17 protein-coding genes are annotated in these 19,666 nt (G+C 70.1%); 10 read left to right on the top strand and 7 right to left on the bottom strand.

The genetic code is table 11. From position 1 onward, the window contains the following. Window positions 1-178 precede the first annotated feature (178 nt). Window positions 179-703, top strand: coding sequence for a DoxX family protein (locus tag Z052_RS04435; protein ID WP_049932775.1), 525 nt, complete (start codon window positions 179-181; stop codon window positions 701-703). A gap of 13 nt (window positions 704-716) precedes the next feature. Next, window positions 717-1,001 (top strand): hypothetical protein, encoded by a 285-nt coding sequence (locus Z052_RS04440; RefSeq protein WP_049897570.1) that lies wholly within the window; start codon window positions 717-719, stop codon window positions 999-1,001. Between the two features lie 101 nt (window positions 1,002-1,102). Here the strand turns inward: Z052_RS04440 and Z052_RS04445 are convergent, their stop codons facing one another. From Z052_RS04445 to Z052_RS04460, 4 genes are read right to left on the bottom strand one after another with little or no spacing between them, the layout of a single operon-like run. Next, window positions 1,103-3,541 (bottom strand): methyl-accepting chemotaxis protein, encoded by a 2,439-nt coding sequence (locus Z052_RS04445; RefSeq protein WP_094520931.1) that lies wholly within the window; start codon window positions 3,539-3,541, stop codon window positions 1,103-1,105. Between the two features lie 60 nt (window positions 3,542-3,601). Next, the gene (locus Z052_RS04450) at window positions 3,602-4,252 is read right to left on the bottom strand and encodes a class I SAM-dependent methyltransferase (protein ID WP_049932778.1); all 651 of its coding nucleotides are present in this window, start codon (window positions 4,250-4,252) and stop codon (window positions 3,602-3,604) included. A gap of 42 nt (window positions 4,253-4,294) precedes the next feature. Next, a complete protein-coding gene (locus tag Z052_RS04455; protein ID WP_094520930.1) occupies window positions 4,295-6,502 on the bottom strand; it encodes a type II secretion system F family protein in 2,208 nt (735 codons plus the stop codon). Then, window positions 6,499-8,247, bottom strand: a complete 1,749-nt coding sequence (locus Z052_RS04460) for a type II/IV secretion system ATPase subunit (protein ID WP_086219173.1) — start codon at window positions 8,245-8,247, stop codon at window positions 6,499-6,501. Before Z052_RS04460 ends, Z052_RS04455 begins: the two co-directional genes overlap by 4 nt. A gap of 199 nt (window positions 8,248-8,446) precedes the next feature. Between Z052_RS04460 and Z052_RS04465 the strand changes: the two genes are divergently transcribed. Beyond that, the gene (locus Z052_RS04465; protein ID WP_049932784.1) at window positions 8,447-8,935 is read left to right on the top strand and encodes a DUF5793 family protein; all 489 of its coding nucleotides are present in this window, start codon (window positions 8,447-8,449) and stop codon (window positions 8,933-8,935) included. A 14-nt stretch (window positions 8,936-8,949) separates the two neighbouring features. On the opposite strand, the gene Z052_RS04470 is transcribed toward Z052_RS04465, so the two are convergent. Beyond that, window positions 8,950-9,861 (bottom strand): S-adenosyl-l-methionine hydroxide adenosyltransferase family protein, encoded by a 912-nt coding sequence (locus tag Z052_RS04470; protein WP_094520929.1) that lies wholly within the window; start codon window positions 9,859-9,861, stop codon window positions 8,950-8,952. Window positions 9,862-10,041: 180 nt separating this feature from the next. Beyond that, window positions 10,042-10,572 (bottom strand): nicotinamide-nucleotide adenylyltransferase, encoded by a 531-nt coding sequence (locus Z052_RS04475; protein ID WP_086216397.1) that lies wholly within the window; start codon window positions 10,570-10,572, stop codon window positions 10,042-10,044. Window positions 10,573-10,742: 170 nt separating this feature from the next. Between Z052_RS04475 and lonB the strand changes: the two genes are divergently transcribed. From lonB to Z052_RS04500, 5 genes are all read left to right on the top strand, one after another. Next, the gene (gene lonB, locus Z052_RS04480; RefSeq protein ID WP_049932787.1) at window positions 10,743-12,968 is read left to right on the top strand and encodes an ATP-dependent protease LonB; all 2,226 of its coding nucleotides are present in this window, start codon (window positions 10,743-10,745) and stop codon (window positions 12,966-12,968) included. A gap of 356 nt (window positions 12,969-13,324) precedes the next feature. Further along, window positions 13,325-14,245 (top strand): NAD(P)/FAD-dependent oxidoreductase, encoded by a 921-nt coding sequence (locus Z052_RS04485; RefSeq protein ID WP_094520928.1) that lies wholly within the window; start codon window positions 13,325-13,327, stop codon window positions 14,243-14,245. A gap of 133 nt (window positions 14,246-14,378) precedes the next feature. Next, window positions 14,379-14,621, top strand: a complete 243-nt coding sequence (locus tag Z052_RS04490) for a FeoA domain-containing protein (protein ID WP_094520927.1) — start codon at window positions 14,379-14,381, stop codon at window positions 14,619-14,621. Then, a complete protein-coding gene (gene feoB / locus Z052_RS04495) occupies window positions 14,618-16,519 on the top strand; it encodes a ferrous iron transport protein B (RefSeq protein WP_094579906.1) in 1,902 nt (633 codons plus the stop codon). Before Z052_RS04490 ends, feoB begins: the two co-directional genes overlap by 4 nt. After that, on the top strand, window positions 16,516-16,734 hold the full coding sequence (locus tag Z052_RS04500; RefSeq protein ID WP_049932794.1) for a hypothetical protein: 219 nt from the start codon (window positions 16,516-16,518) through the stop codon (window positions 16,732-16,734). Before feoB ends, Z052_RS04500 begins: the two co-directional genes overlap by 4 nt. A 104-nt stretch (window positions 16,735-16,838) precedes the next feature. Here Z052_RS04500 and Z052_RS04505 read toward each other — a convergent pair whose 3' ends face one another. After that, complete coding sequence (locus Z052_RS04505; protein ID WP_049932795.1) at window positions 16,839-17,018, bottom strand: hypothetical protein; 180 nt, start codon at window positions 17,016-17,018, stop codon at window positions 16,839-16,841. 225 nt (window positions 17,019-17,243) lie between these two features. Here Z052_RS04505 and Z052_RS04510 point away from each other — a divergent pair, with 225 nt between their 5' ends. Together Z052_RS04510 and Z052_RS04515 are read left to right on the top strand one after the other, a co-directional pair. Continuing rightward, the gene (locus tag Z052_RS04510) at window positions 17,244-18,668 is read left to right on the top strand and encodes a cytochrome ubiquinol oxidase subunit I (RefSeq protein WP_094552753.1); all 1,425 of its coding nucleotides are present in this window, start codon (window positions 17,244-17,246) and stop codon (window positions 18,666-18,668) included. After that, complete coding sequence (locus Z052_RS04515; RefSeq protein WP_094519499.1) at window positions 18,661-19,665, top strand: cytochrome d ubiquinol oxidase subunit II; 1,005 nt, start codon at window positions 18,661-18,663, stop codon at window positions 19,663-19,665. The genes Z052_RS04510 and Z052_RS04515 overlap by 8 nt, the downstream gene beginning before the upstream one ends. The last annotated feature ends 1 nt before the right edge of the window (window position 19,666 follow it).

A 19,666-nucleotide genomic window follows, 5' to 3' on the forward strand; every position in this document is an offset into this window, starting at 1 on the left:
CGTTCCGTGTTCTGACGGGGCTCGAACGCGATTCCCGGCGCCGATCCGGGTATGTATACTTAAAGAGCCACGATACTGCGGACGTGTCCCAGCGCTCTAGAACGCTTTTCAGCCGCTTAGAACCCTGTACGGTACATATGTGTGTACCAACCCAACGTACATCCGTGAGGTGACACCGATGTCATACCAATCGAGCAATCCGCTGGTCGGCGAGGTCGAGTTCGCCCTAGAGGGACCGTGGGCGACCTACTGGATCGCGTTCCTGCGCGTCGTGACCGGGTGGTGGTTCTTCCACGCCGGGGTCACCAAGATCATCGAGAACGGGTTCGCGTTCACCTACGGGCCGTCGTACATGAAGGGCATGACCGGCACCGCGCTGGGCGGCATCCCCGTCTGGATGGGGAACAACCTCGCGTGGCTCATCGAGCCCGGCGTGCCGCTGTTCGAGACGCTCATCGGCCTCGCGCTGATCGCGGGGGCGTTCACCCGGTTGGCCGCGTTCGGCGGGGTCATCTTCATGGTCCTGTTCTGGGTCGGGAACGCCGGCTTCGGTCACGGCGTCGTCAACAGCGACCTGATGGGCCTGTTCCTGTTCATGACCGTGATCGTGCTCGCGGCCGGTCGGTACTACGGGCTCGACGCGCTCCTCGAACAGACGGCGCTCGTCAAGCAGAACCCCAAGCTGCGGTACCTGCTCGGTTAAGAGGTGATTCACTATGACAGACACCATTGACAAGGCGGCACGGGCGTTGAGCGCGGGACTGATGCTGTTCGGCATCGTGGTCCTCGGACTAGTCGAGACGTTCACCGGCAAACCGTTCGCCCCGGCCCCGATAACCAACGAGGCGGGCGAGGTGACCGCGATGCCGCTGATCAGCCCGGAGATCCGGACCGGCTTCGTGCTGGCCGGCCTCGTGGTGCTCGGGCTGTACGCGGCCTACCGGTTCGTGGCGCCGCTCCCCGAGGACCGGGGCGTCAGCCACGAGACGATGGCTGACTGAGAAGCGAGGCACCCGGCCGCGACGTCACCGGTAGTGCTCGTCGCCGCGGGCGACGACGACCACTTTCCTTCGTTCTAACGTTCGCTGAGAGCCGTCTCCGGCTACGCCGAGTCGTCGGCGTGCGGCTCGCCTGGCTCTCCAGTTCCGTGAACGGTGCCGCCGTCGGTGCTGGCGGGGGCGGCGTCGGACGGCTCCTCGTCCGCGCCGAACGTGAACGCCGTCTCGCCCGATCTGCCGGCGGCGGGTTCGCCGACCGAATCGCCGTCCGCGCCCCCGACAACGTCGTCCCCGGCCTCGGCGTCGACCTCGAAGCCCTCTGTCATCTCCCGCAGGTCGCTGGCGCGCTCGTGGAGGTCGTGCGCCTGTTCGGACACCTCGCCGAGCGTGGCGGCCTGCTCCTCGGCGGCGGAGGCGACGGTGGTCGCCTCGGCGGTGGTCTGTTCGCTCACGCCCGCGAGGTCGTCGACCGCGCCGGTCACCTCGTTGACCGACTGCGCCTGCGCGTCCATCGCGCCGGAGATCTCCTGAACGCCGTCGTCGGCCTCGCTCACGCGGTCGGCGACCTCGGCGAGCGCGTCCTCCGCGTCCTCCACGACGTCGACCCCGTCGTCGACGCCCTCGCGGATCGCGGCCATCTCGTCGACGCTCTCGTCGGTACGCTCGCGGAGGCTCTCGATCAGCGACTCCACCTCCGCGGCGGACGCCTGGGTCTCCTCGGCGAGCGACTTGACCTCCTCGGCCACGACCGCGAAGCCGGAGCCGGCCTCGCCCGCGCGGGCGGCCTCGATCGAGGCGTTGAGCGCGAGCAGGTTCGTCTGGTCGGCGATCTCCGAGATCGTCTCGACGATGGCGTCGACCTCCGCCATCTCGGCCTCGAGCCGCTCGACCGTCTCCGCGGCGGACTCCGAGCGGGACTCGATCGCGTGGAGCTCGTCGACGGCGTCGGCGGCCGCCTCGCGCCCCTCCTCGGTGAGCGCGTCGGCCTGCCGGGAGGTGGTCGCGACCTCGTCCGCGGAGGCGGCGACCTCCTCGACGGTCGCCGACATGTCCTCCATCTCGCCGGCGACCTCGGCCAGCTGACGGCTCTGCCGCTCCGCCCCGGCCGATATCTCGTCGACCGCGTCGCTCGTCTCCCGGCCGGCGGCGGCGGCCTCGTCGGTGCCGTCGGTGACCGCGTCGCTCCGGTCGGCCACTTCGACCGCGAACGCGTCGACCTCCGCGATCGCGGCCTCCAGCTCGTCCATCGCGTCGTTGAACTCCGCGGCGATCGCGCGGAGCGCCTCGGGGTCGTCCGGCTCTGCGTCGAGCCGAGCCGTGAGGTCGCCGTCGGCGCAGGAGGCCAATGTCTCGCCGAAGTCGCCCGCCCGCGACTCCAGGCGGTCGGCGAACGCCTCGCTCTCCGCCTTCGCCGCCTCGGCACGCTCGCGCTGCGTCTCCGCCGACTCGATCTGCTCGCGCAGGGAGTCGCGCATGGTCGCGAACGACCCGGCGAGGTCGCCGAACTCGTCGCGCCGCGCCGTGTCGAAGTCGACGTCGAGGTCGCCGTCGGCCAGCGCCGACGCCCGGGCCCGGAGCTGGTTCAGCTCGACGACGGTCCCCCGGCCGAGCGTCACGCCGATGAGCCCGAGCCCGACGACCGCGACGCCGACGATGAGGAGCAGGTTCCGCCCGATCATCCCCGAGAGCGCGTACGCCTCTGAGAGGGGGACGTGGACCGCGACGTACCAGGCCTCGGTTGGAACCGGGGCGTAGGCGACGAAGTACCGCTCGCCGTCGGCGAGTTCGAGCGTCGCCGACGGGACGGACCCGATCGGGTTCTGTCGGTCGAAGAGCTGCGACCGGACCGGTTCGTCGTACCGCTCGCCCGCGACGCCGTCGCGATCGCTCGCGCCGATCTCGCCGTCGGTCTCGACGATCGAGGTGAACGTGCCGTCCGTCGGTTGCCGGAAGTCGCCGACGAGCGAGCCGAGCGAGACCTCCATGACCACGTATTTTCGTTTCGGCGTCCCGGCCACGTAGGCGACCCGGCGCTCGCCGTCGACCTCGTACGTCGCCGTCGTGGTGACGGTGTCGCCGAGCAGGAGCCCGTCGTCGAACCACTGCTGGCTCGTGAGCGTCTCCGCTCGGTCACCGTTCCCGCCCGCCTCGTCGGTCGACGCGAGTACCGCGCCGTCCTCGGGGTCGATGTAGTGGAACGCAAGCACGCCGTCGCTCGCCCGAGACAGATGCGAGGAGAGATACGCCGCGACGGCGGCCGAGTCCTCGCTGTAGATGTCGTTGTCAGCGGCCTCCGCGACGGTCCCGCGCCGGTCGGCGGTCCAGCTGCCGGCTTCGGTGGCGCTCAGCTCCGCGACGGCCGTGTAGTCGCTCTGGGCGCTCGACTCGAGCTGCTCGGTCGTCTCCGCGTACGTGACGGCCCCGACGGCGCCGATCGCGAGGACAACGACGACGAGGGCGACGAGGAACTTCGCGAGGTAACTCCGGGCCACCGCGTCGGGCGCGACCCGACGCAGGACCCGTTCGAGGAAGGTGTCGGCCATTACCAGCAGGCGGTCGGCAGGGACCCTTTAATCCACCCCCGTCGATATTGTCTGTGATAATCAGGGGCGTTCCGGCTCGACTTCCGCGTAACAGTTCCCGCTGGATAGCTCCGTTCGACGCGTTTCGAGAGCGCTCTCGCCGAGATCCGTCTCGAACTCCGCGGGCGAGTAGATGTGATAGTACCGAGGCACCGTCTCGCCGCCCGGCAGCGTCCAGTCGACGGTCGTGTCGAACCCCTCGTCGCGGTCGAACCGGTCGTGGGCCGTGCTCCACGCGCTGACGAGCGCGACGCCGCCGGGCGCGAGGACGCGCGCCAGCTCGTTCAGGCTCTCGACGCGGGCGCTCCGCGGCGAGAGGTGGTGGAGCGTGGCGACGTAGACGGCGAGGTCGACCGCGCCGTCGCGGACCGGGAGCGCCGTCGCGTCGCCGTGGACGAACGCGGTCGCGTCGGCGAACCCCCGGTCGCGGGCGCGGGCCGTCGCCTCGGCGAGCAGCCCGCGGCTGAGGTCGAGGCCGACCGCGGTCTCGGTGCGCGCCGCGAGCGCCTCCGTGTGGCGGCCGTTGCCGCAGCCGACGTCGAGCGCGAGCCCCCCCGACCGACCCTCTAAGAACGACTCCACCTCGGGCCACGCGTACTGCCGCGTCTTCGAGAAGTGGGTCGCGATGCGGTCGTACGTCGACTGCGGATCGCCGGTCGGCTGCGGGTCCATACCGGCTTCTCGGCCGCGACGGGGATATGTCGACCGGACGCCTCACACCGCCCCGATCGCGGCGAACGCGACGAGCGTGAGCGCGAGCAACACCACGACGTGTTTCACGCCGTCGCGGACCGACCCCTCTCCGAGCTGTCCGGCGACGAGCCCGGAGCAGACCGCCTGGATCGACGCGGCGTGGAAGAACAGCTGCTTGTAGACCGCCACGTCGATGTCGCCGATCCCGTCCGTGATCCCGCCGGGTCCGCCGGAGACCCCGCTCCCGGTGTCGGGGAGTCCGCCGCCCGTCCCCGGGACGCCCGCCGCCTCGATGGCCGGGATGAACGACACCGACAGCGCCGCGATGATCCCGAGGAAGACGAGGAAGGAGATGTAGATGACAATGAGATATGTTAACATCACTTGTCGGCGTTCGCGCCGGAGCGCCCACGTCGCGCGCGATTCGTCGGCCGCGATCCGGAGGACGGGACCCACGTCCCCGCTCGCCTGAATCGCGTTGGTGACGAGCGCGACCGCCCGGGAGGTCATCGGCGACCGGACCCGTCGCTCCAGCCGGCGCAGCGCCGTGGAGACGTCCGCCCCCCAGTCGATGTCTCGGCGCGTCCGGCGGAGGTCCTCCGTCAGGGCTTCCAGGTTCGAGTCGGCGACGCGGCGGACGCTGCCGACCACGTCGGTGCCCGCCTCGTTGACGCTGGCGAGCCGGTCGAGGAAGTCCGGCACCGCGGACTCGACGCGGCGGACGCGGCGCTTGCCGAACTCGTAGGCGACCGCGTACGCCGCGAGGACGAGGGCGGTCGCGACGACGAGCGGGCCGTCGACCTGGTCGATCATCTCCATGGGCGTCCCGAGCGTGACCGGGAACGCGAAGACGAGCAGCCCGACGACCGCGGCCGGGACGACGGCGAGGAGCACCGTTCGCGGCGAGGCGAGCACCGTCTCGACCGGCGACGCGACCAGCCGCCGCACGCTCCGGAGGCGGTCGTACACGCGGAGCCGCTCCCGGCTCGCCGCCCAGCGGTCCGCTCCGGTACCGCCCGCGCCGGCGCCGTCCGCCCCGGAACCGCCCGCGCCGCTCTCGGCGGCCGCTCCCCCGTCGAACCGCGGCGAGTCGCCCCGGTCGCCGGGCTCGTCCGTGGCGTGGCGCACGCCCGTGACCGAGGGGGTGTCCGGGTCCGCGAGCGACGACTCCGCGACGGTCTCGGTGCCGCCGACGCCCTGCGTCACGCTGTCGACGTAGACGACGAAGCCGAAGGTGGCGAGCGGCACGCCGAGGTAGACGACGACGCGGAGGAGCGGGAGGGTGTCCTGTAAGACGAGCCCGATGACGACGAGGATGGTGATGAAAAACAGCGGGCCCGCGACCAGCGCCGTCACGTACGCCTCGGCGAACGTCGAGAGCAGTTCGAGGTACTGCTCCTGTTTCGCCTCCGCCTCCGCCTGATAGCGCTCGTACTGGTCGTTGAGGAACTCCGACACCGACTGCCCGGTGCCGAGGACGGACGCGAGGTTCTCCGAGAAGTCGGCCAGGTCGTCGCTCGGCGTCCGCCGGGAGATGCGCTGGAGCGCGGTGAGCGCGTCGGTTCCGAAGGCGTTCATGTCGCGGACCGCGACCGACAGCTCGGCGGCGGCCTCGCCGTACACCTCCTCGTTCTCCGCGAGCGTGTCCATCACCCGGGGAAACGCCATCCCGGAGCGCGAGAGCGCGTACATGAACGCGACCGTCCGCGGCAGCGTGGCGTCGATCTCCGCCGCCCGCGCGGCGGCGCGCTGGTCGAGCAACTGCCACCGAGCGAGGTAGGCGCCGAGCGCGAGGCCGGAGCCGACCGTCGCGGAGACGACCGCGAGCAGGACGAACAGCCGACCGAGCCCGAGGTCGGCGAGCCGCGCGACGACCGCGACGAACTCGACCGACGCCGGGAGCGCCGCGCGGATCGCGGCCTCGCCGACGTCGAGCGCGGCGAGCAGCGCGCCGGCCGCGTACACGCCGATGACGCTGCCGGCGACCCCGAGGACCGCGGCGTACAACAGGGTCCGCGAGGCGTACACGCGGTGCGTCGTGCCGGCGACGTGGGCCGCGCGCATTCGGTCGCGCTGAGCCTGCCGCCGCGCCTCGTTCTCGCCGACGTAGTCGCCGAACGCCGACAGGGCGACGCGGGTGACGAACAGGTCGGCCCGGTCGTCGACGAGCGGCAGCGCGAGCGCGAGACAGACCGCGACCGCGGCGACGAGGGGGAGGTACTCGATCATCGGTCCGTGGCGTCGGATCCCGCGTCTCCGGCGCGCGCGCCGTCGCCGTCGGAGGCGTCGGGGCCGCGGTCGGTGCCGCCGCCCGGCGAGGCGTCTTCGGCCGCGAACTCGTCGGGGTCGACGCCGTCGGCCGCGGCGGCGCGCTCGTCGAGCTTCTCCATCACGCGGTCGGCGTCGGCGTAGTACTCGTTGACGAGGGCGGTGAACGTGCGGTAGTCGTCGATGCCGAGCGCGGAGAGGAGTTCGAGGAATCGCTCGCGGCGCCGGACCTCGCGGAGCAGCTCCGACCGGGACCAGCCGCGCTCGTCGGCGATCTCCTCCAGCAGCGACGAGTCGTTGCGCCGGAACGTGTCGGAGTCCGGCCGCCACTCGAACGCCGAGGAGTAGTCGAGCTCCCCGGTGCGCTGGTCGATACCGCCGATCTCGCCGATCGTCTTCGCGCGGCGGACGCGCTCGTCGTCGGCGCGGGTGAGCGTCTGGACCGACAGCATGTCGAGCGACTGAACCATCGCGCGCGGCACGTTGATCGGCTCGTTCTCCAGCCGGTTGATCACGGTCTCGATCGAGTCGGCGTGCATCGTCGAGAACGTGGTGTGACCGGTGTTCATCGCCTGGAAGAGCGTGATCGCCTCCTCGCCGCGCACCTCGCCGACGACGATGTACTCGGGGCGGTGGCGCAGCGCCGACCGCAGAAGGTCGTACATGTCGATGTCGGTCCCCTCGTACCGGCGCTCGCGGGTGACCGCCGAGAGCCAGTTGTCGTGGTACAGCGAGAGCTCGCGGGTGTCCTCGATGGTGAGCACCTTCGCCCGCGGCGGGACGAACATCGACACCGCGTTCATCGAGGTGGTCTTCCCGGACGCGGTGCCGCCCGCGAAGATGAGGCTCTTGTTGTGCTCGATACAGAGCCAGAAGTACGCCATCTGCTCGACGGAGAACGTGCCGTACTCCACGAGGTCGACGGGGGTGAACGGGTCCTCGGCGTACTGGCGGATCGTGAACGCCGAGCCGCGCGGGGTCACCTCCTCGCCGAGCGCCAGCTCCGCGCGTGAGCCGTCGGGGAGCGTCGTCTCGACGATGGGGTCGCCGACCGAGACGTGGCGGCCGGACTGCTGCGCGAGCCGGATCACGTAGCTGTCGAGCGCCTCCTGTCCGAAGGAGACGTTCGTCTCGATGTCGGTGTACTCGTCGTGGTAGACGAAGATCGGGAGGTCGTAGCCGTCACAGGAGACGTCCTCGATGTGGCGGTCGTTCAGCAGGGGGTCGACCTTCCCGAAGCCGCGGAAGTCGCGGTAGAGGTAGTACACCAGCGCGTGGAACGTGTCCATCTCGGCCTCGACGCCGTACCCCTCCAGCAGCGTCTCGAGTTCGGTCCTGAGCGTCTCCTCGTCGGTCTTGCCGCTCCCCTCGCGGTAGAGGAGGGGGTCGCGGATGTCGTCGACGACGCGGTCGAGGAGCTCGCGCTCGAACGCGTCGAGCTCGGGCTCGACCGCGTAGTAGCGGTGTTCGCTCTCGGCGTCGTCGTAGGTGATCACGACGTACGCGTACGGCGCGTTCACCCAGTACCGGTCGACTTCGGTCTCGTCTTCCGGAACGACGAACGACGCGAGCGGGCCGTCCTCGCCCGGGCGGAACGGCCGGACATCGAGCGTCGACCCCTGAAGCAGCTCCCACGTCCGGGAGAGCCGCCGCTGGAGGGCCTCGATCCGGTCGCCGAGGTCGCTCTCGCCGGCCTCGCTCGCCATGGATACGGTGCCCTAGAGGCGGGGGGAAGTTAAACTACCCCCGACGATTATCAGGACCGACATCGAGGTCCGCCGCCGCGGTCCCGACCGAGTGCCGATCCGGTCCCGGCGCGGCGCGGACGCCCGAGCATCGTCGGTTCCGCGCCGCCGCTCCGCCCGTTACGTTGATACGGCCGGACCGCAAAGCATCCGATAGGAAATGCGGCGTGACTACTTCGAGTTGACCGTCGAGGGCGTCGGAAACGACGCCGGCTCCCAGTCGCCCCCGCTGGTGCGGATCGACTTCCACGGTCCGGAGGATCTCCTCCGCGAGCGACTCTCGGGGGGCGAAAGCGAGGACATCATCGTCGAGACGGACGACGACCTGCTCGCGGCCGACCAGATCGACGTCGCCTTCCGGCTCCGCGAGCCGCTGGACGAGGCGGACGAGCCGGAGGGCGTCGTCGGCGTCACCAACCGATACACGGGCGACTTCATCCTCGAACTCAACGAGACGGCGACGGACGTACTCCCGTTCATCCACGCCGCGCGCGACGCGACCGACGACGGCGACGCGCGGTACCGCGTCGAGATCGACGTCGACGGCGAGCGCCTCGTCGCCTACGACAAGGACACCTTCCTCGTGTACGACCAGGAGGGGAACCTGCTCCGCAGCGAGAGCCTGATTCCCTCCGGCGTCGAGCTGTAACCGGTTTTTCGGACTCAGAGGCTGACGCTGTCGGGAACGAACCGGACCGCGTCGCCCGGTCGGAGGTCGAACGCGCCGTCGCCCCGGCCGTCGTTCACGTCACACTCCGCGTAGCCGTGGCTCCCGACCGTGACGAGGCGCTCGCCGGGGTCGACGGCGCCGAACGTCTCCGCGACCGGCGTGAGGTCGCCGTTCACGCGGACCCAGTCCCGGCCGCGGACAAGCTCGCCGGGGACGTTGGTGATCACGTTGCCGAACCGGTCGATCGCGAGCACTTCGCCGTCAACGGCGACCACGTCGCCGGTGTCGGCCTCGTCGTCGGTACCGTCCTCGCTGTCGGTGCCGTCCTCGGCGTCGGTGTCCTTCTCGGCCTCGCCCGCGTCGCGTTCGACCGACGGCTCGGGAAAGCGGACGTCCACGGGGTCGTTCGCGGGCGCGAGGTCGTCGATCCCCGCGAGCGCTTCGGCGACCGCGTCGACCGCGGGCTCCCCGTCCGACGCCGTCAGTTCGTCGTCGAGCGCCGTCCGGACGCGGGCCGCGGTCGGCGCGAACACGTCGCGGCCGTGGAACGTCTCGCTCGCGGGGTCGTCGACCGCGATGGACCAGACCTCGACATCCGACTCGCCGGCCGCCAGCGCGCGGGCCGGCGGCATCGCGAGCCCGTTGTCGGGCGCGACGATGACGTGCGCGCCGGCCCGGACGACGAGGGCGTCCCGGTCGGTGCCGACGCCAGGGTCGACGACGGCGCAGTGGACCGCCGGCGGGAACTCCGGGAGGACGAACCGGAGCCAGAACGCGGCGGCCCGGGGGTCCCCGCGCGGCAGATCGTGCGCAACATCGATCAGCTCGGCGTCAGTGTGCCGGCGAATCACTCCCTTCATCGCGGCGGGGTACGGCGACCCAAAGTCCGAGGTGAGCGTGATCATACCGGAACCCGCGTGCGGCGCGGGGTTAAATGGAACGGGCGTCGTCGTCGCCGGTCTCCGTATCTGTCCACGAGCAGGCGGCCGGAGCGTCGGAGTCGGCGCCGAGGCTTCGAAGCGATCGGCGGTCGGTCCGCGATCGGCGGTCCGAGGCGGTCAGCCCTCTTTACACGGATCGCCGCGCTACAGGTCGGACGGCTCGCCGCCGTTCGAGTCCGTCTCCGCGATCCGGCGGATGCGCTCGACGCCGTCGACTTCGCGGATCACGTCGACGACGGGGTCGGGGACGAGGTCGGCCCACTCCCGGCCGCGGATCATGCGCTCGCGGAGTTCGGTCCCCTCCAGCACGTCGCGGCGGAACATCGGCGACTGGCGCACCTCGACGCCCGCCTCCTCGAACAGGCGGACCACGAGCGGGTTGTTCGAGTAGGCCACGTCGAAGCGCGGGGTCATGCTCTGGACGTGGCTCACCCACACGGAGTTCCGGTCGAGGTCCTCGATCGGGACGACGTAGGTGGTGGCGTCGAGCTCCTCGACCGCCTTCGTCACCATCATCACGCGCTCGCCGGCGGTGAATGGGTTCCGCGTGGTGTGAGAGTCGCCGGCGGAGCCGATCCCCAAGACGAGCTCGTCGACCTCCGCCGCGATCTCTTCCACCATGTGCCGGTGGCCGTGGTGGAACGGCTGATACCGGCCGATGTAGAACCCCCGCATGAGTCTACGTACCGTCGGCGTCATTTATAAACCCCGTGGGAACGCTCGCGGGGCGTGATCGGTCGATATACGGCTTGAAAGCGGTGTTTACTGCCCCCGGGGCTACCCCTCCGGGGGGAGAAAGTATATCAGTAACCGACCCGTCCTTTTCGATAGCGACACCCGATTCTATGAGCAACGAGAAGGACACGAACGACCCGACGGCCGACGACCCCGACGAACCGCCCCACGGCGGCGTCGACGACTCGAGTCCGGCGGGGAACGGCGAGGACGCCACGCCCGGCGACCCCGAGCCCGACGACGGCCCGGCGAACGAGTCCGGCGTCGACGAGGACCCGGCCGCGGACTCCGACGACGACCCCTGGGACGACGGGGTCATCGTGGACGACGACGGGTTCGACGAGGGTCGGAACGGCGACGCCGCCGATCCGGCCGACGACGGCGGGATCGACGAGCTCGGCAGCACCGTCGAGGTCGAGGGCGCCGAGATCGAAGAGGACCCCGACGAGGACGACCTCCTCGGCGGGCTCAAGATAGACACGACGGCCGAACTGGAGATCCCGGACCGGCTCGTCGACCAGGTCATCGGGCAGGAACACGCCCGCGACGTGATCATCAAGGCGGCGAAGCAGCGGCGCCACGTGATGATGATCGGCTCCCCCGGGACGGGGAAGTCGATGCTCGCGAAGGCGATGTCCGAGCTCCTCCCCAAAGAGGAGCTTCAGGACGTGCTGGTGTACCACAACCCCGAGGACGGCAACAAGCCGAAGGTCCGGACGGTGCCGGCCGGTAAGGGCGACCAGATCGTCGAGGCGCACCGCGAGGAGGCGCGCAAGCGCAACCAGATGCGGTCGCTCCTGATGTGGATCATCATCGCCGTCGTACTGGGCTACGCGCTCATCATCGTCGGCCAGATCCTCGTCGGCATCATCGCGGCCGGCGTGGTGTACCTCGTCTTCCGCTACCTCAACCGCGGTTCGGATGCGATGATCCCGAACCTGCTGGTGAACAACGGCGACACGAAGACCGCGCCGTTCCGCGACGCGACCGGCGCGCACGCCGGCGCGCTGCTCGGCGACGTGCGACACGACCCGTTCCAGTCCGGCGGGATGGAGACGCCCAGCCACGACCGCGTCGAGGCGGGCGCCATCCACAAGGCGAACAAGGGTGTGCTGTTCATCGACGAGATCAACACGCTCGACATCCGCAGCCAGCAGCACCTCATGACGGCGATCCAGGAGGGAGAGTTCTCGATCACGGGCCAGTCCGAGCGCTCCTCGGGCGCGATGGTCCAGACCGAGCCCGTCCCGACCGACTTCGTCATGATCGCGGCCGGGAACCTCGACGCGATGGAGAACATGCACCCGGCGCTGCGCTCCCGGATCAAGGGGTACGGTTACGAGGTGTACATGGAGGACACCATCGAGGACACCCCGGAGATGCGCCGGAAGTACGTCCGGTTCATCGCCCAAGAGGTCGCGAAGGACGGCCGCCTGCCCGAGTTCTCGGCGGAGGCCGTCGAGGAGATCATCCTCGAGGCCAAGCGCCGTTCCGGCCGCAAGGGCCACCTCACGCTGAAGATGCGGAACCTCGGCGGGATGGTCCGCGTCGCGGGCGACATCGCCCGGGGCGAGGACGCCGAGATGACCACCCGCGAACACGTCCTTCAGGCGAAGGGGCGCTCGCGCTCCATCGAGCAGCAGCTCGCCGACGACTACATCGAGCGCCGCAAGGACTACGAGCTCCAGGTCTCCGACGGCTACGTCGCCGGCCGCGTCAACGGCCTCGCGGTGATGGGCGAAGACTCCGGGATCATGCTCCCGGTGATGGCCGAGGTGACGCCGACCCAGGGCGGCGGGCAGGTGATCGCCACCGGCCAGCTCAAGGAGATGGCCGAGGAGTCGGTCCAGAACGTCTCGGCGATCATTAAGAAGTTCTCCGACGAGAACATCTCGGAGAAGGACATCCACATCCAGTTCATCCAGACGGGGCAGCAGGGGGTCGACGGCGACTCCGCGTCCATCACGGTCGCGACCGCTGTCATCTCCGCGCTGGAGAACGTCGGCGTGGACCAGAGCCTCGCGATGACCGGCTCGCTGTCGGTCCGCGGCGACGTGCTCCCCGTCGGCGGGGTCACCCACAAGATCGAGGCGGCCGCGAAGGCCGGCTGCGACCGGGTGATCATCCCCGCAGCCAACGAGCAGGACGTGATGATCGAAGACGAGTACGAGGAGATGATCGAGGTCATCCCGGTCTCGCACATCAGCGAGGTCCTCGACATCGCCCTCGAGGGCGAGGCCGAGAAGGATTCGCTCGTCTCCCGGCTGAAGTCGATTACGGGCTCCGCGCTGAAGGACGGCAACGTCTCCGGCCCGTCCAACCCGAGCCCGCAGTAGGCGGCTCCGCGCCCCGCGGTCCAATTTCTTCTGTCCTCGCTTTCGTTCCGGCGAGCCGCCGCACCGCGGTCTTCGCCCGCGATTCGAGTGCCGCCCGCCGAGTCCGGTCTCGGTCGCTTATCGAGCGAGGTTGTCTCCGCCGCCCGTTTTTTGTAGAATATACACAATATCGATGCGCCAAACAAACGATCCACCGACGGGGACAAGACGTATTTCGCGGCGATCGATACGATTTCAACCCCGGCTATAGCCACATGAGCGCGTTTCGGTCGATATCTCGGAGGGGACGCCGACCACTCCGAGTGAATCAGCGGGCGGAATTAATAAGTTAGTATAGCACATACTACGCAATACAGATGTCAGGGATCGCGATCGTCGGCGGGGGACCGACCGGACTGAACGCCGCCATCTACACCGCTCGGGCGGACAGGCGAACGCTCGTGTTCGACGACGGGGGCGGGACCACCCGTGACGTGGACACGATGGAGAACGTCTACGGGTTCCCGGACGGGGTCACGGGCCCGGAGCTCGTCGATCTGGGGCGAGAGCACGCGCGGAAGTACGGCGCCGAGATCGTCGAGGAGGAGGTCGTTCGGATCGAGCCGGACGGCGACCGCTACCGCGTCGAGACGACCGTCGACGAGTACGTCGTCGACGGGGTTATCATCGCGACGGGCGCGGACTACGAACGGCCGGCCATCGCGGGCGTCGAGGCGTACGAGGGCCACGGCGTCTCCTACTGCGTCGAATGCGACGCGTACTTTTACCGCGACAGCCCCGTCGCTGTCGTCGGCGACGACAACTACGCCGCGACCGAGGCGTTGATGCTGCTCGACTACACCGACGACGTCCGGATCCTCACCAACGGGTCGGCGTTCGAGGCGGACGACGGCTTGCGGGACCGGGTCGCCGACGCGGGGATCCCGGTGGTCACCGACGACCTCGATCGGCTCGCCGGCGAGGAGGTCCTCGAAGCCGTCGTCACCCGAGAGGGCGACGAGATCCCGGTCGACGGGCTGTTCGTCGCGCTGGGCACCGCCGGCGGCACCGACCTCGCGGAGATGCTCGGCGTCCCCGTCGAGGGAGACGACATCGTCACCGACGAGGCGCAGTCGACGCCGGTGGACCGGGTGTACGCCGCGGGCGACGTTACCGGCGGCCACCAACAGATCGCGACCTCCGTCGGAGAGGGAGCCCGAGCGGCCATCAATCTGCTCGAGGAGCTCCGCGGGGCGGACTACATCGATTACAAGAAGCTGGACTCGCAGCCGGCCTGACCGGTCCGACCGCTGACGCGCGCGAAGCGCGAAAGCGGCGCGCGGGTCCGGGCTCGCGGGTCCAGAGCGGTTTATATAAGACTCCATAATGTGCCGTGCCGCACAACACGCCCGTCGTTTTAGGTAGGCCTAAATGGTGGTCGCGCTGGCCGACATCCCGTCGGGCGAGTGGGTGGAACTGGTCGACGTGCCGGACGGCGAGCGCCGCGCTCGGTTACTGCGACTCGGCCTGCTGGACGGCCGCGTCGAGTGTCGCCGCCGGATCCGCAACGGTCCGGTCGTCGTCAGGCGTCGCGGGACGGAGGTGGCGCTCGGCCGGTCGCTGGCCCGGGAGATAACCGTCGAGCGAGCGGCCCCCGACGACGCACCGCGATGACCGCGAGCGGGGACGCGGACCGCGGGCCCACATCCGGCGACGCCGAGGCGTCCGCGGCGCTGGTCGGCGCGCCCAACGCGGGCAAGAGCGTGCTGTTCGGACGGCTCACGGCCGAGTACGCCGACGTCTCGAACTACCCCGGCACCACGGTCGAAACGACCGCGGCGACCCTCGGGTCGACCCGCCTGATCGATACGCCCGGGGTCCACGGGATATCGTCGTTCTCTGAGGAGGAGCGGGCCACGAGGGCGGTCGTCTTGGAGGCGGACGCGGTCGTGAACGTTGTCGACGCCACGCGGCTCGACCGTGACCTGTTCGTGACGCTACAGCTGTTGGACATGGGCGTGCCGACCGTCGTCGCGCTGAACATGATGGACGAGGTCGAGGCCGACGGCGTCGAGATCGACGTCGGCGCGCTGGAGGCGACCCTCGGCGTCCCCGTCGTCCCGACCGTCGCCGTCACCGGCGCCGGCGTCGACGAGTTGCGCGATCGGCTCCCGGAAGCGACCGCCCCCGAGTCGACGCCCGTCGACGCGTACTACGACGCGCTCCCCGACGGGATCGAGGCCGGGCGGGCGGAGAAGACACTCCTCGTCGAGGGCGACGAACCGACGGCTCGCCGCGTCGGTGCCGGCGGCCTCGCGGCCGACGGGGGCGACGCGCCGCTCGCCGGCCTCGGAGAGCGGGAGGCGGTGTATCGCGAGCGCCGGACGCGCGTCCGGTCGGTCGTCGAGGCGGTCGAACGGGGTCCCGCTCCCGGACGGAGTCGCGGGGGACGGCTCGGAGACCTGTTGCTGCGGCCGGTGACGGGGATCCCGATCGCGCTCGCGCTCCTCCTCGCGGTGTTCTACGTCATGGGGGTGCTCGTCGCGCAGCGCGTCGTCGGCTACGCGGAGACCGTGGTCTTCGGGCGATACTACACGCCGGCGGTCGAGGCGGCCGTCGCGGATCTGCTCCCGGCGCGCGGGTGGGCCGCGCCCGTCGAGTTCCTGCTCGTCAACGATAACCTAGGGCTGCTGACGGTCACCGTTCGGTACACCCTCGGGGTCCTGCTCCCGCTCGTGGTCGCGTTCTACCTCGTGATCGGGACGCTCGAAGACGCCGGCGTCCTGCCGCGACTCGCCGTGGTGACGGACAGAGGGCTCGACAGGATCGGGCTCAACGGCCGCGCGGTCGTCCCGCTGATCGTCGGCGTGGGATGCGTGACGATGGCGGTCGTCTCCACCCGAATGGTCGGGTCGCGCCGGGAGCGGCTCATCACGACGGCGCTGCTGGGCCTCGCGATCCCCTGCTCGGCGCAGATCGGCGTCGTCGCGGGGTTGCTCGCGGAACTCGGGGTCGTCTGGTGGGGCGGCTACGTGGCGGTGCTACTCGGGGTCCTCGGGGCCGCCGGCGTCGTTCTCGACCGGACGCTCCCCGGCCGACAGGACGCGCTGATCGAGCAGCTCCCGCGGCTACGCCTCCCCCGCCCGACGAACGTCGCCCGGAAGACGGCGAACCGGACCGCCGCGTTCCTCGGGGAGGCGGCCCCGCTGTTCGGGGTCACCGCGGCGGCGGTGTCGACGCTCGAGTACCTCGGCGCGCTCGACGCGATAGTCGGCGCGCTCCGGCCGCTGACCGCGGCGCTGGGCTTACCCGCGTCGTTCGGCGAGGTGCTCGTGTTGGGACTGATCCGCCGCGACTTCGCCGCCGCAGGGATGACGGGCCTGACGCTGTCGGCGTCACAGACCTTCGTCGGACTGGTCGTCGTCACCCTGTTCGTCCCGTGTATCCTCACGATGGCGATGATCCTCAGGGAGCGCGACGCGCGGAGCGCGCTCCTCGTGTGGGTTGGCTCTTGGGTCACGGCGTTCGCCGTCGGCGGCGGCGTCGCGGCCGCCTTGGAGGTGATCGCGTGATCTGTCCCCGCTGCGAGTACGAGTTCGATCCGGCGAACGGGCTCTCGTGTCCGCGCTGCGGCGCGCCCGCGTCATGTTCGGGCGTCTCCTGCGCCGAGTGCGGCGCGTGTTCGTCGCCCTTCGAGCGACTCCGCCGACGGCTCGCGGAGCGACTCGCAGGCGAGCCCCGTCGCGACCAGGACTCCTCCGGGGACGACCCCGCGAGCGAGTCCTGACGAACGCCGGTGCGAGACGGCGCGGGTCGCGGTCGGGCGCTCTGAGAAGCCCCCGTCGCTCGCGCCGGACGCTCGGCCGGGCCGTCGCGGAGCGGGCGTCCGGGTCAGCCGACCGACTCCCAGTTCCGGTACAGCGCCACGCCGAACGCGAGGACGATCCCGCCGACCCCGACCTGCCGGCCGACCGTCCCGAAGTCGCCGTCGAGGCCGGCGACGACCGCTCTGACGGTCATCACCACCGTGACGAGCGCGACGAGCGCCAGCACGGCGTGCCGTGTTTCCATGCGTGAACGCAGTCGCCTCGCCACCCAAAACGATGGCTTGGCGCAGGACAACGTCGGACCAGCGGGCGAGCCGCCGCGTCGCCGCCGAGAGGGCGGCGGCGGGCGCTCCGCGGCCGGTTGTCCTGTGCCAACTCCGGGGTTATGGACGAGGAATGCGCAGTGTTACGCGAGGAGACCGCCGCGTCGCGCGCCGGAGTGAACTTTCCAACCCGGACCCACCACGACATGATCGATCCAGTACTCGCAAGCCGATTCCAGTTCGCCCTGACGACGATCGTCCACATCATCTTCCCGGTGATGAGCATGGGACTGGCCCCGTTCCTGATATACTTCACCTGGAAGGACGTGCGGGGCGGCGACCCGGTGTACGAACAGCTGCGTCGCTTCTGGACGAAGATATTCGCCGTCTCGTTCGTCGTCGGGACGGTCACCGGGATCGTCTTAGAGTTCGAGTTCGGGACCAACTTCGCGGCGTTCTCGACGACCGCCGGCGAGCTGTTCGGCGGCCCGCTCGCCGTCGAGGGGATGATGGCGTTCATGCTGGAGGCGACGTTCCTCGGCGTCTTCGTGTTCGGTCGCGAGCGCGTCTCCGACCGGTTGTACCTGGTGTCCAGCCTCGCCGTCGGCGTCGGCACGTGGCTGTCCGCCGTCTGGATCCTCATCGCGAACTCGTGGATGCAGATGCCGCGCGGCTACGAGCTCGTGACCGAGAACGGGCAGGAGGTGGTCCACCTCGTCGACCCGCTCGCGGCGTACCTGACCCCCCGGTTCGGCTACATGTACGTCCACATGCAAAACGCCGCCGTCGAGTCGGTGGCGCTGTTCATGGCGGGCGTCTCCGCGTACTTCGTCTACCGACACCACGTCTGGGGACACCAGACGGAGAACATCGCCTTCTGGCAGAAGACGCTCAAGATCGCGCTGGTCGCGCTGCTGATCACGGCCCCGCTACAGGTGCTTCAGGGCGACCTGTACGCGCGGCACGTCTACGAGACGCAGCCGCAGAAGTTCGCCGCCATGGAGGCGGTCTGGGACACCGAGGCGTACGTCCCGGAGTACATCTTCGCGATCCCGACGGACCTGAGCCAGTTCACGGACCCCCGCGCGAAGGAGCTGTTCGGTCTCGGCATCCCGGGCGGGGCGTCGTGGCTCGCCAGCGGGGGCGACGCGACCGCGGAGATCCGCGGACTGAACACGTTCGAGACGGAGGCGCCGCCGGTCGCCGTCGTGTTCTGGTCGTTCCGCGCGATGGTCGGGATGGGCTTCTGGTTCATCCTGCTCGCGTTCTGGGGCGGCTACCGGTGGTACACGGGCGAGCTGTTCGAGGACGGGCTGCTCCACAAGGCGCTGATGGCGTCCAGCCTGCTCGGCATCGTCGCGGTCGAGCTCGGGTGGGTCGTCACCGAGGTCGGCCGTCAGCCCTGGGTGATCCAGGGCGTGTTGAAGACGAGCGAGGGGGTCTCTCCCGGTCTCACCGGGACGGAAGCGATGGTCACGCTCGCCGGGTTCGTCGGCGTCTACGCCGGCATCCTCGCGCTGTACACGTACGTCGTCGCGCGGGTGATCCGTGATGGGCCCCCGAGCGTGCGCGAGCTGCGGTCCGCGGCCGAGCGCGACGCCGCGCCGGGGGAGGTGCCCGGCGATGACTAGCGCCGTCGACGCGCTCGCGGCGGGCCCGGTGCTCGGTCTGCCGCTCCCGGAGCTGTGGTTCGCGCTCGTGTTCGCGATCCTCGGAACGTTCCTGTTCCTCGACGGCTTCGACTTCGGCGCCGGCGCTATCTTCGCGACGCTTCGCGAAGACGAGGCGCGCGAGGCGGTGCTGTCGGCGATCGGGCCGTTCTGGGACGGGAACGAGGTGTGGCTCGTCGTCTTCGGCGGCGCGCTGTTCGCCGCCTTCCCGTCGGTGTACGCGGGGCTGTTCAGCAGACACTATCTGTTGATGTTCGGCATCCTCGGCGCCCTCATCCTCCGGGGACTGGCGCCGGAGATGTACGAACAGCGCCACGACGCGCGGTGGCAGCGGTGGTGGGGGCGGTCGTTCGTCGCCGGCAGCGTCCTCGCGCCGTTCCTCCTCGGCGCGTTCGCGGGGAACTGGCTCGCCGGGAGCCCCCGGTCGCTCACGCTCGTCGGCGTCGTCACCGGGATCGCCGTCACGGCGCTGACCGTCGTTTCCGGCGCCGCGTTCCTCCGCTTGAAGGCCCGAGACGCGCTCCCCGAGACGGTGACTGAGATCGGCGTCGGGGCCGTCGCGGCGTACCTCTTCGCGGTCGTCGCGACCCTCGGCGCCCTGGCGACTCGGCTCCCCGCCGGCGTCGACGCGCTGCTATCGCCCTCGGTGCTCGCGCTGGTCACCGCCTCCGTCGGGCTCGGCGTCGGCTACGGCGTCGCGCTTCGACGCGGGGCGGACCTCGCCGCGCTCGCGGCGGCCGCGGGACTGACGTACGGGCTGACCGCGGTCGTCGCGGTCCTCATGTACCCGCGCATCGACCCGGCGACCGGGGCGACGGTCGGGGAGGCCGTCGTCTCGACGCTGCCGCTGAACCTCATGTCGATCGGCGCGGCCCTGCTGTTACCGCTGGTCGCCGTGTACTTCGCCGTCCTGTACTCGGCGTTCAGCGGCCCGATCACGGCCGAGGAGGCGTACTGAG

The organism is Halorubrum sp. C191 (assembly GCF_002727095.1).
Lineage (GTDB): Archaea > Halobacteriota > Halobacteria > Halobacteriales > Haloferacaceae > Halorubrum > Halorubrum ezzemoulense.

Coding starts and splice junctions, on each gene's coding strand:
- Z052_RS04435 (WP_049932775.1), top strand. CDS start 179: ATGTCATACCAATCGAGCAATCCGCTGGTCGGCGAGGTCGAGTTCGCC.
- Z052_RS04470 (WP_094520929.1), bottom strand. CDS start 9,861: ATGATCACGCTCACCTCGGACTTTGGGTCGCCGTACCCCGCCGCGATG.
- Z052_RS04475 (WP_086216397.1), bottom strand. CDS start 10,572: ATGCGGGGGTTCTACATCGGCCGGTATCAGCCGTTCCACCACGGCCAC.
- Z052_RS04440 (WP_049897570.1), top strand. CDS start 717: ATGACAGACACCATTGACAAGGCGGCACGGGCGTTGAGCGCGGGACTG.
- Z052_RS04510 (WP_094552753.1), top strand. CDS start 17,244: ATGATCGATCCAGTACTCGCAAGCCGATTCCAGTTCGCCCTGACGACG.
- Z052_RS04460 (WP_086219173.1), bottom strand. CDS start 8,247: ATGGCGAGCGAGGCCGGCGAGAGCGACCTCGGCGACCGGATCGAGGCC.
- Z052_RS04490 (WP_094520927.1), top strand. CDS start 14,379: ATGGTGGTCGCGCTGGCCGACATCCCGTCGGGCGAGTGGGTGGAACTG.
- Z052_RS04465 (WP_049932784.1), top strand. CDS start 8,447: ATGCGGCGTGACTACTTCGAGTTGACCGTCGAGGGCGTCGGAAACGAC.
- lonB (WP_049932787.1), top strand. CDS start 10,743: ATGAGCAACGAGAAGGACACGAACGACCCGACGGCCGACGACCCCGAC.
- Z052_RS04450 (WP_049932778.1), bottom strand. CDS start 4,252: ATGGACCCGCAGCCGACCGGCGATCCGCAGTCGACGTACGACCGCATC.
- Z052_RS04445 (WP_094520931.1), bottom strand. CDS start 3,541: ATGGCCGACACCTTCCTCGAACGGGTCCTGCGTCGGGTCGCGCCCGAC.
- Z052_RS04505 (WP_049932795.1), bottom strand. CDS start 17,018: ATGGAAACACGGCACGCCGTGCTGGCGCTCGTCGCGCTCGTCACGGTG.
- Z052_RS04515 (WP_094519499.1), top strand. CDS start 18,661: ATGACTAGCGCCGTCGACGCGCTCGCGGCGGGCCCGGTGCTCGGTCTG.
- Z052_RS04455 (WP_094520930.1), bottom strand. CDS start 6,502: ATGATCGAGTACCTCCCCCTCGTCGCCGCGGTCGCGGTCTGTCTCGCG.
- feoB (WP_094579906.1), top strand. CDS start 14,618: ATGACCGCGAGCGGGGACGCGGACCGCGGGCCCACATCCGGCGACGCC.
- Z052_RS04485 (WP_094520928.1), top strand. CDS start 13,325: ATGTCAGGGATCGCGATCGTCGGCGGGGGACCGACCGGACTGAACGCC.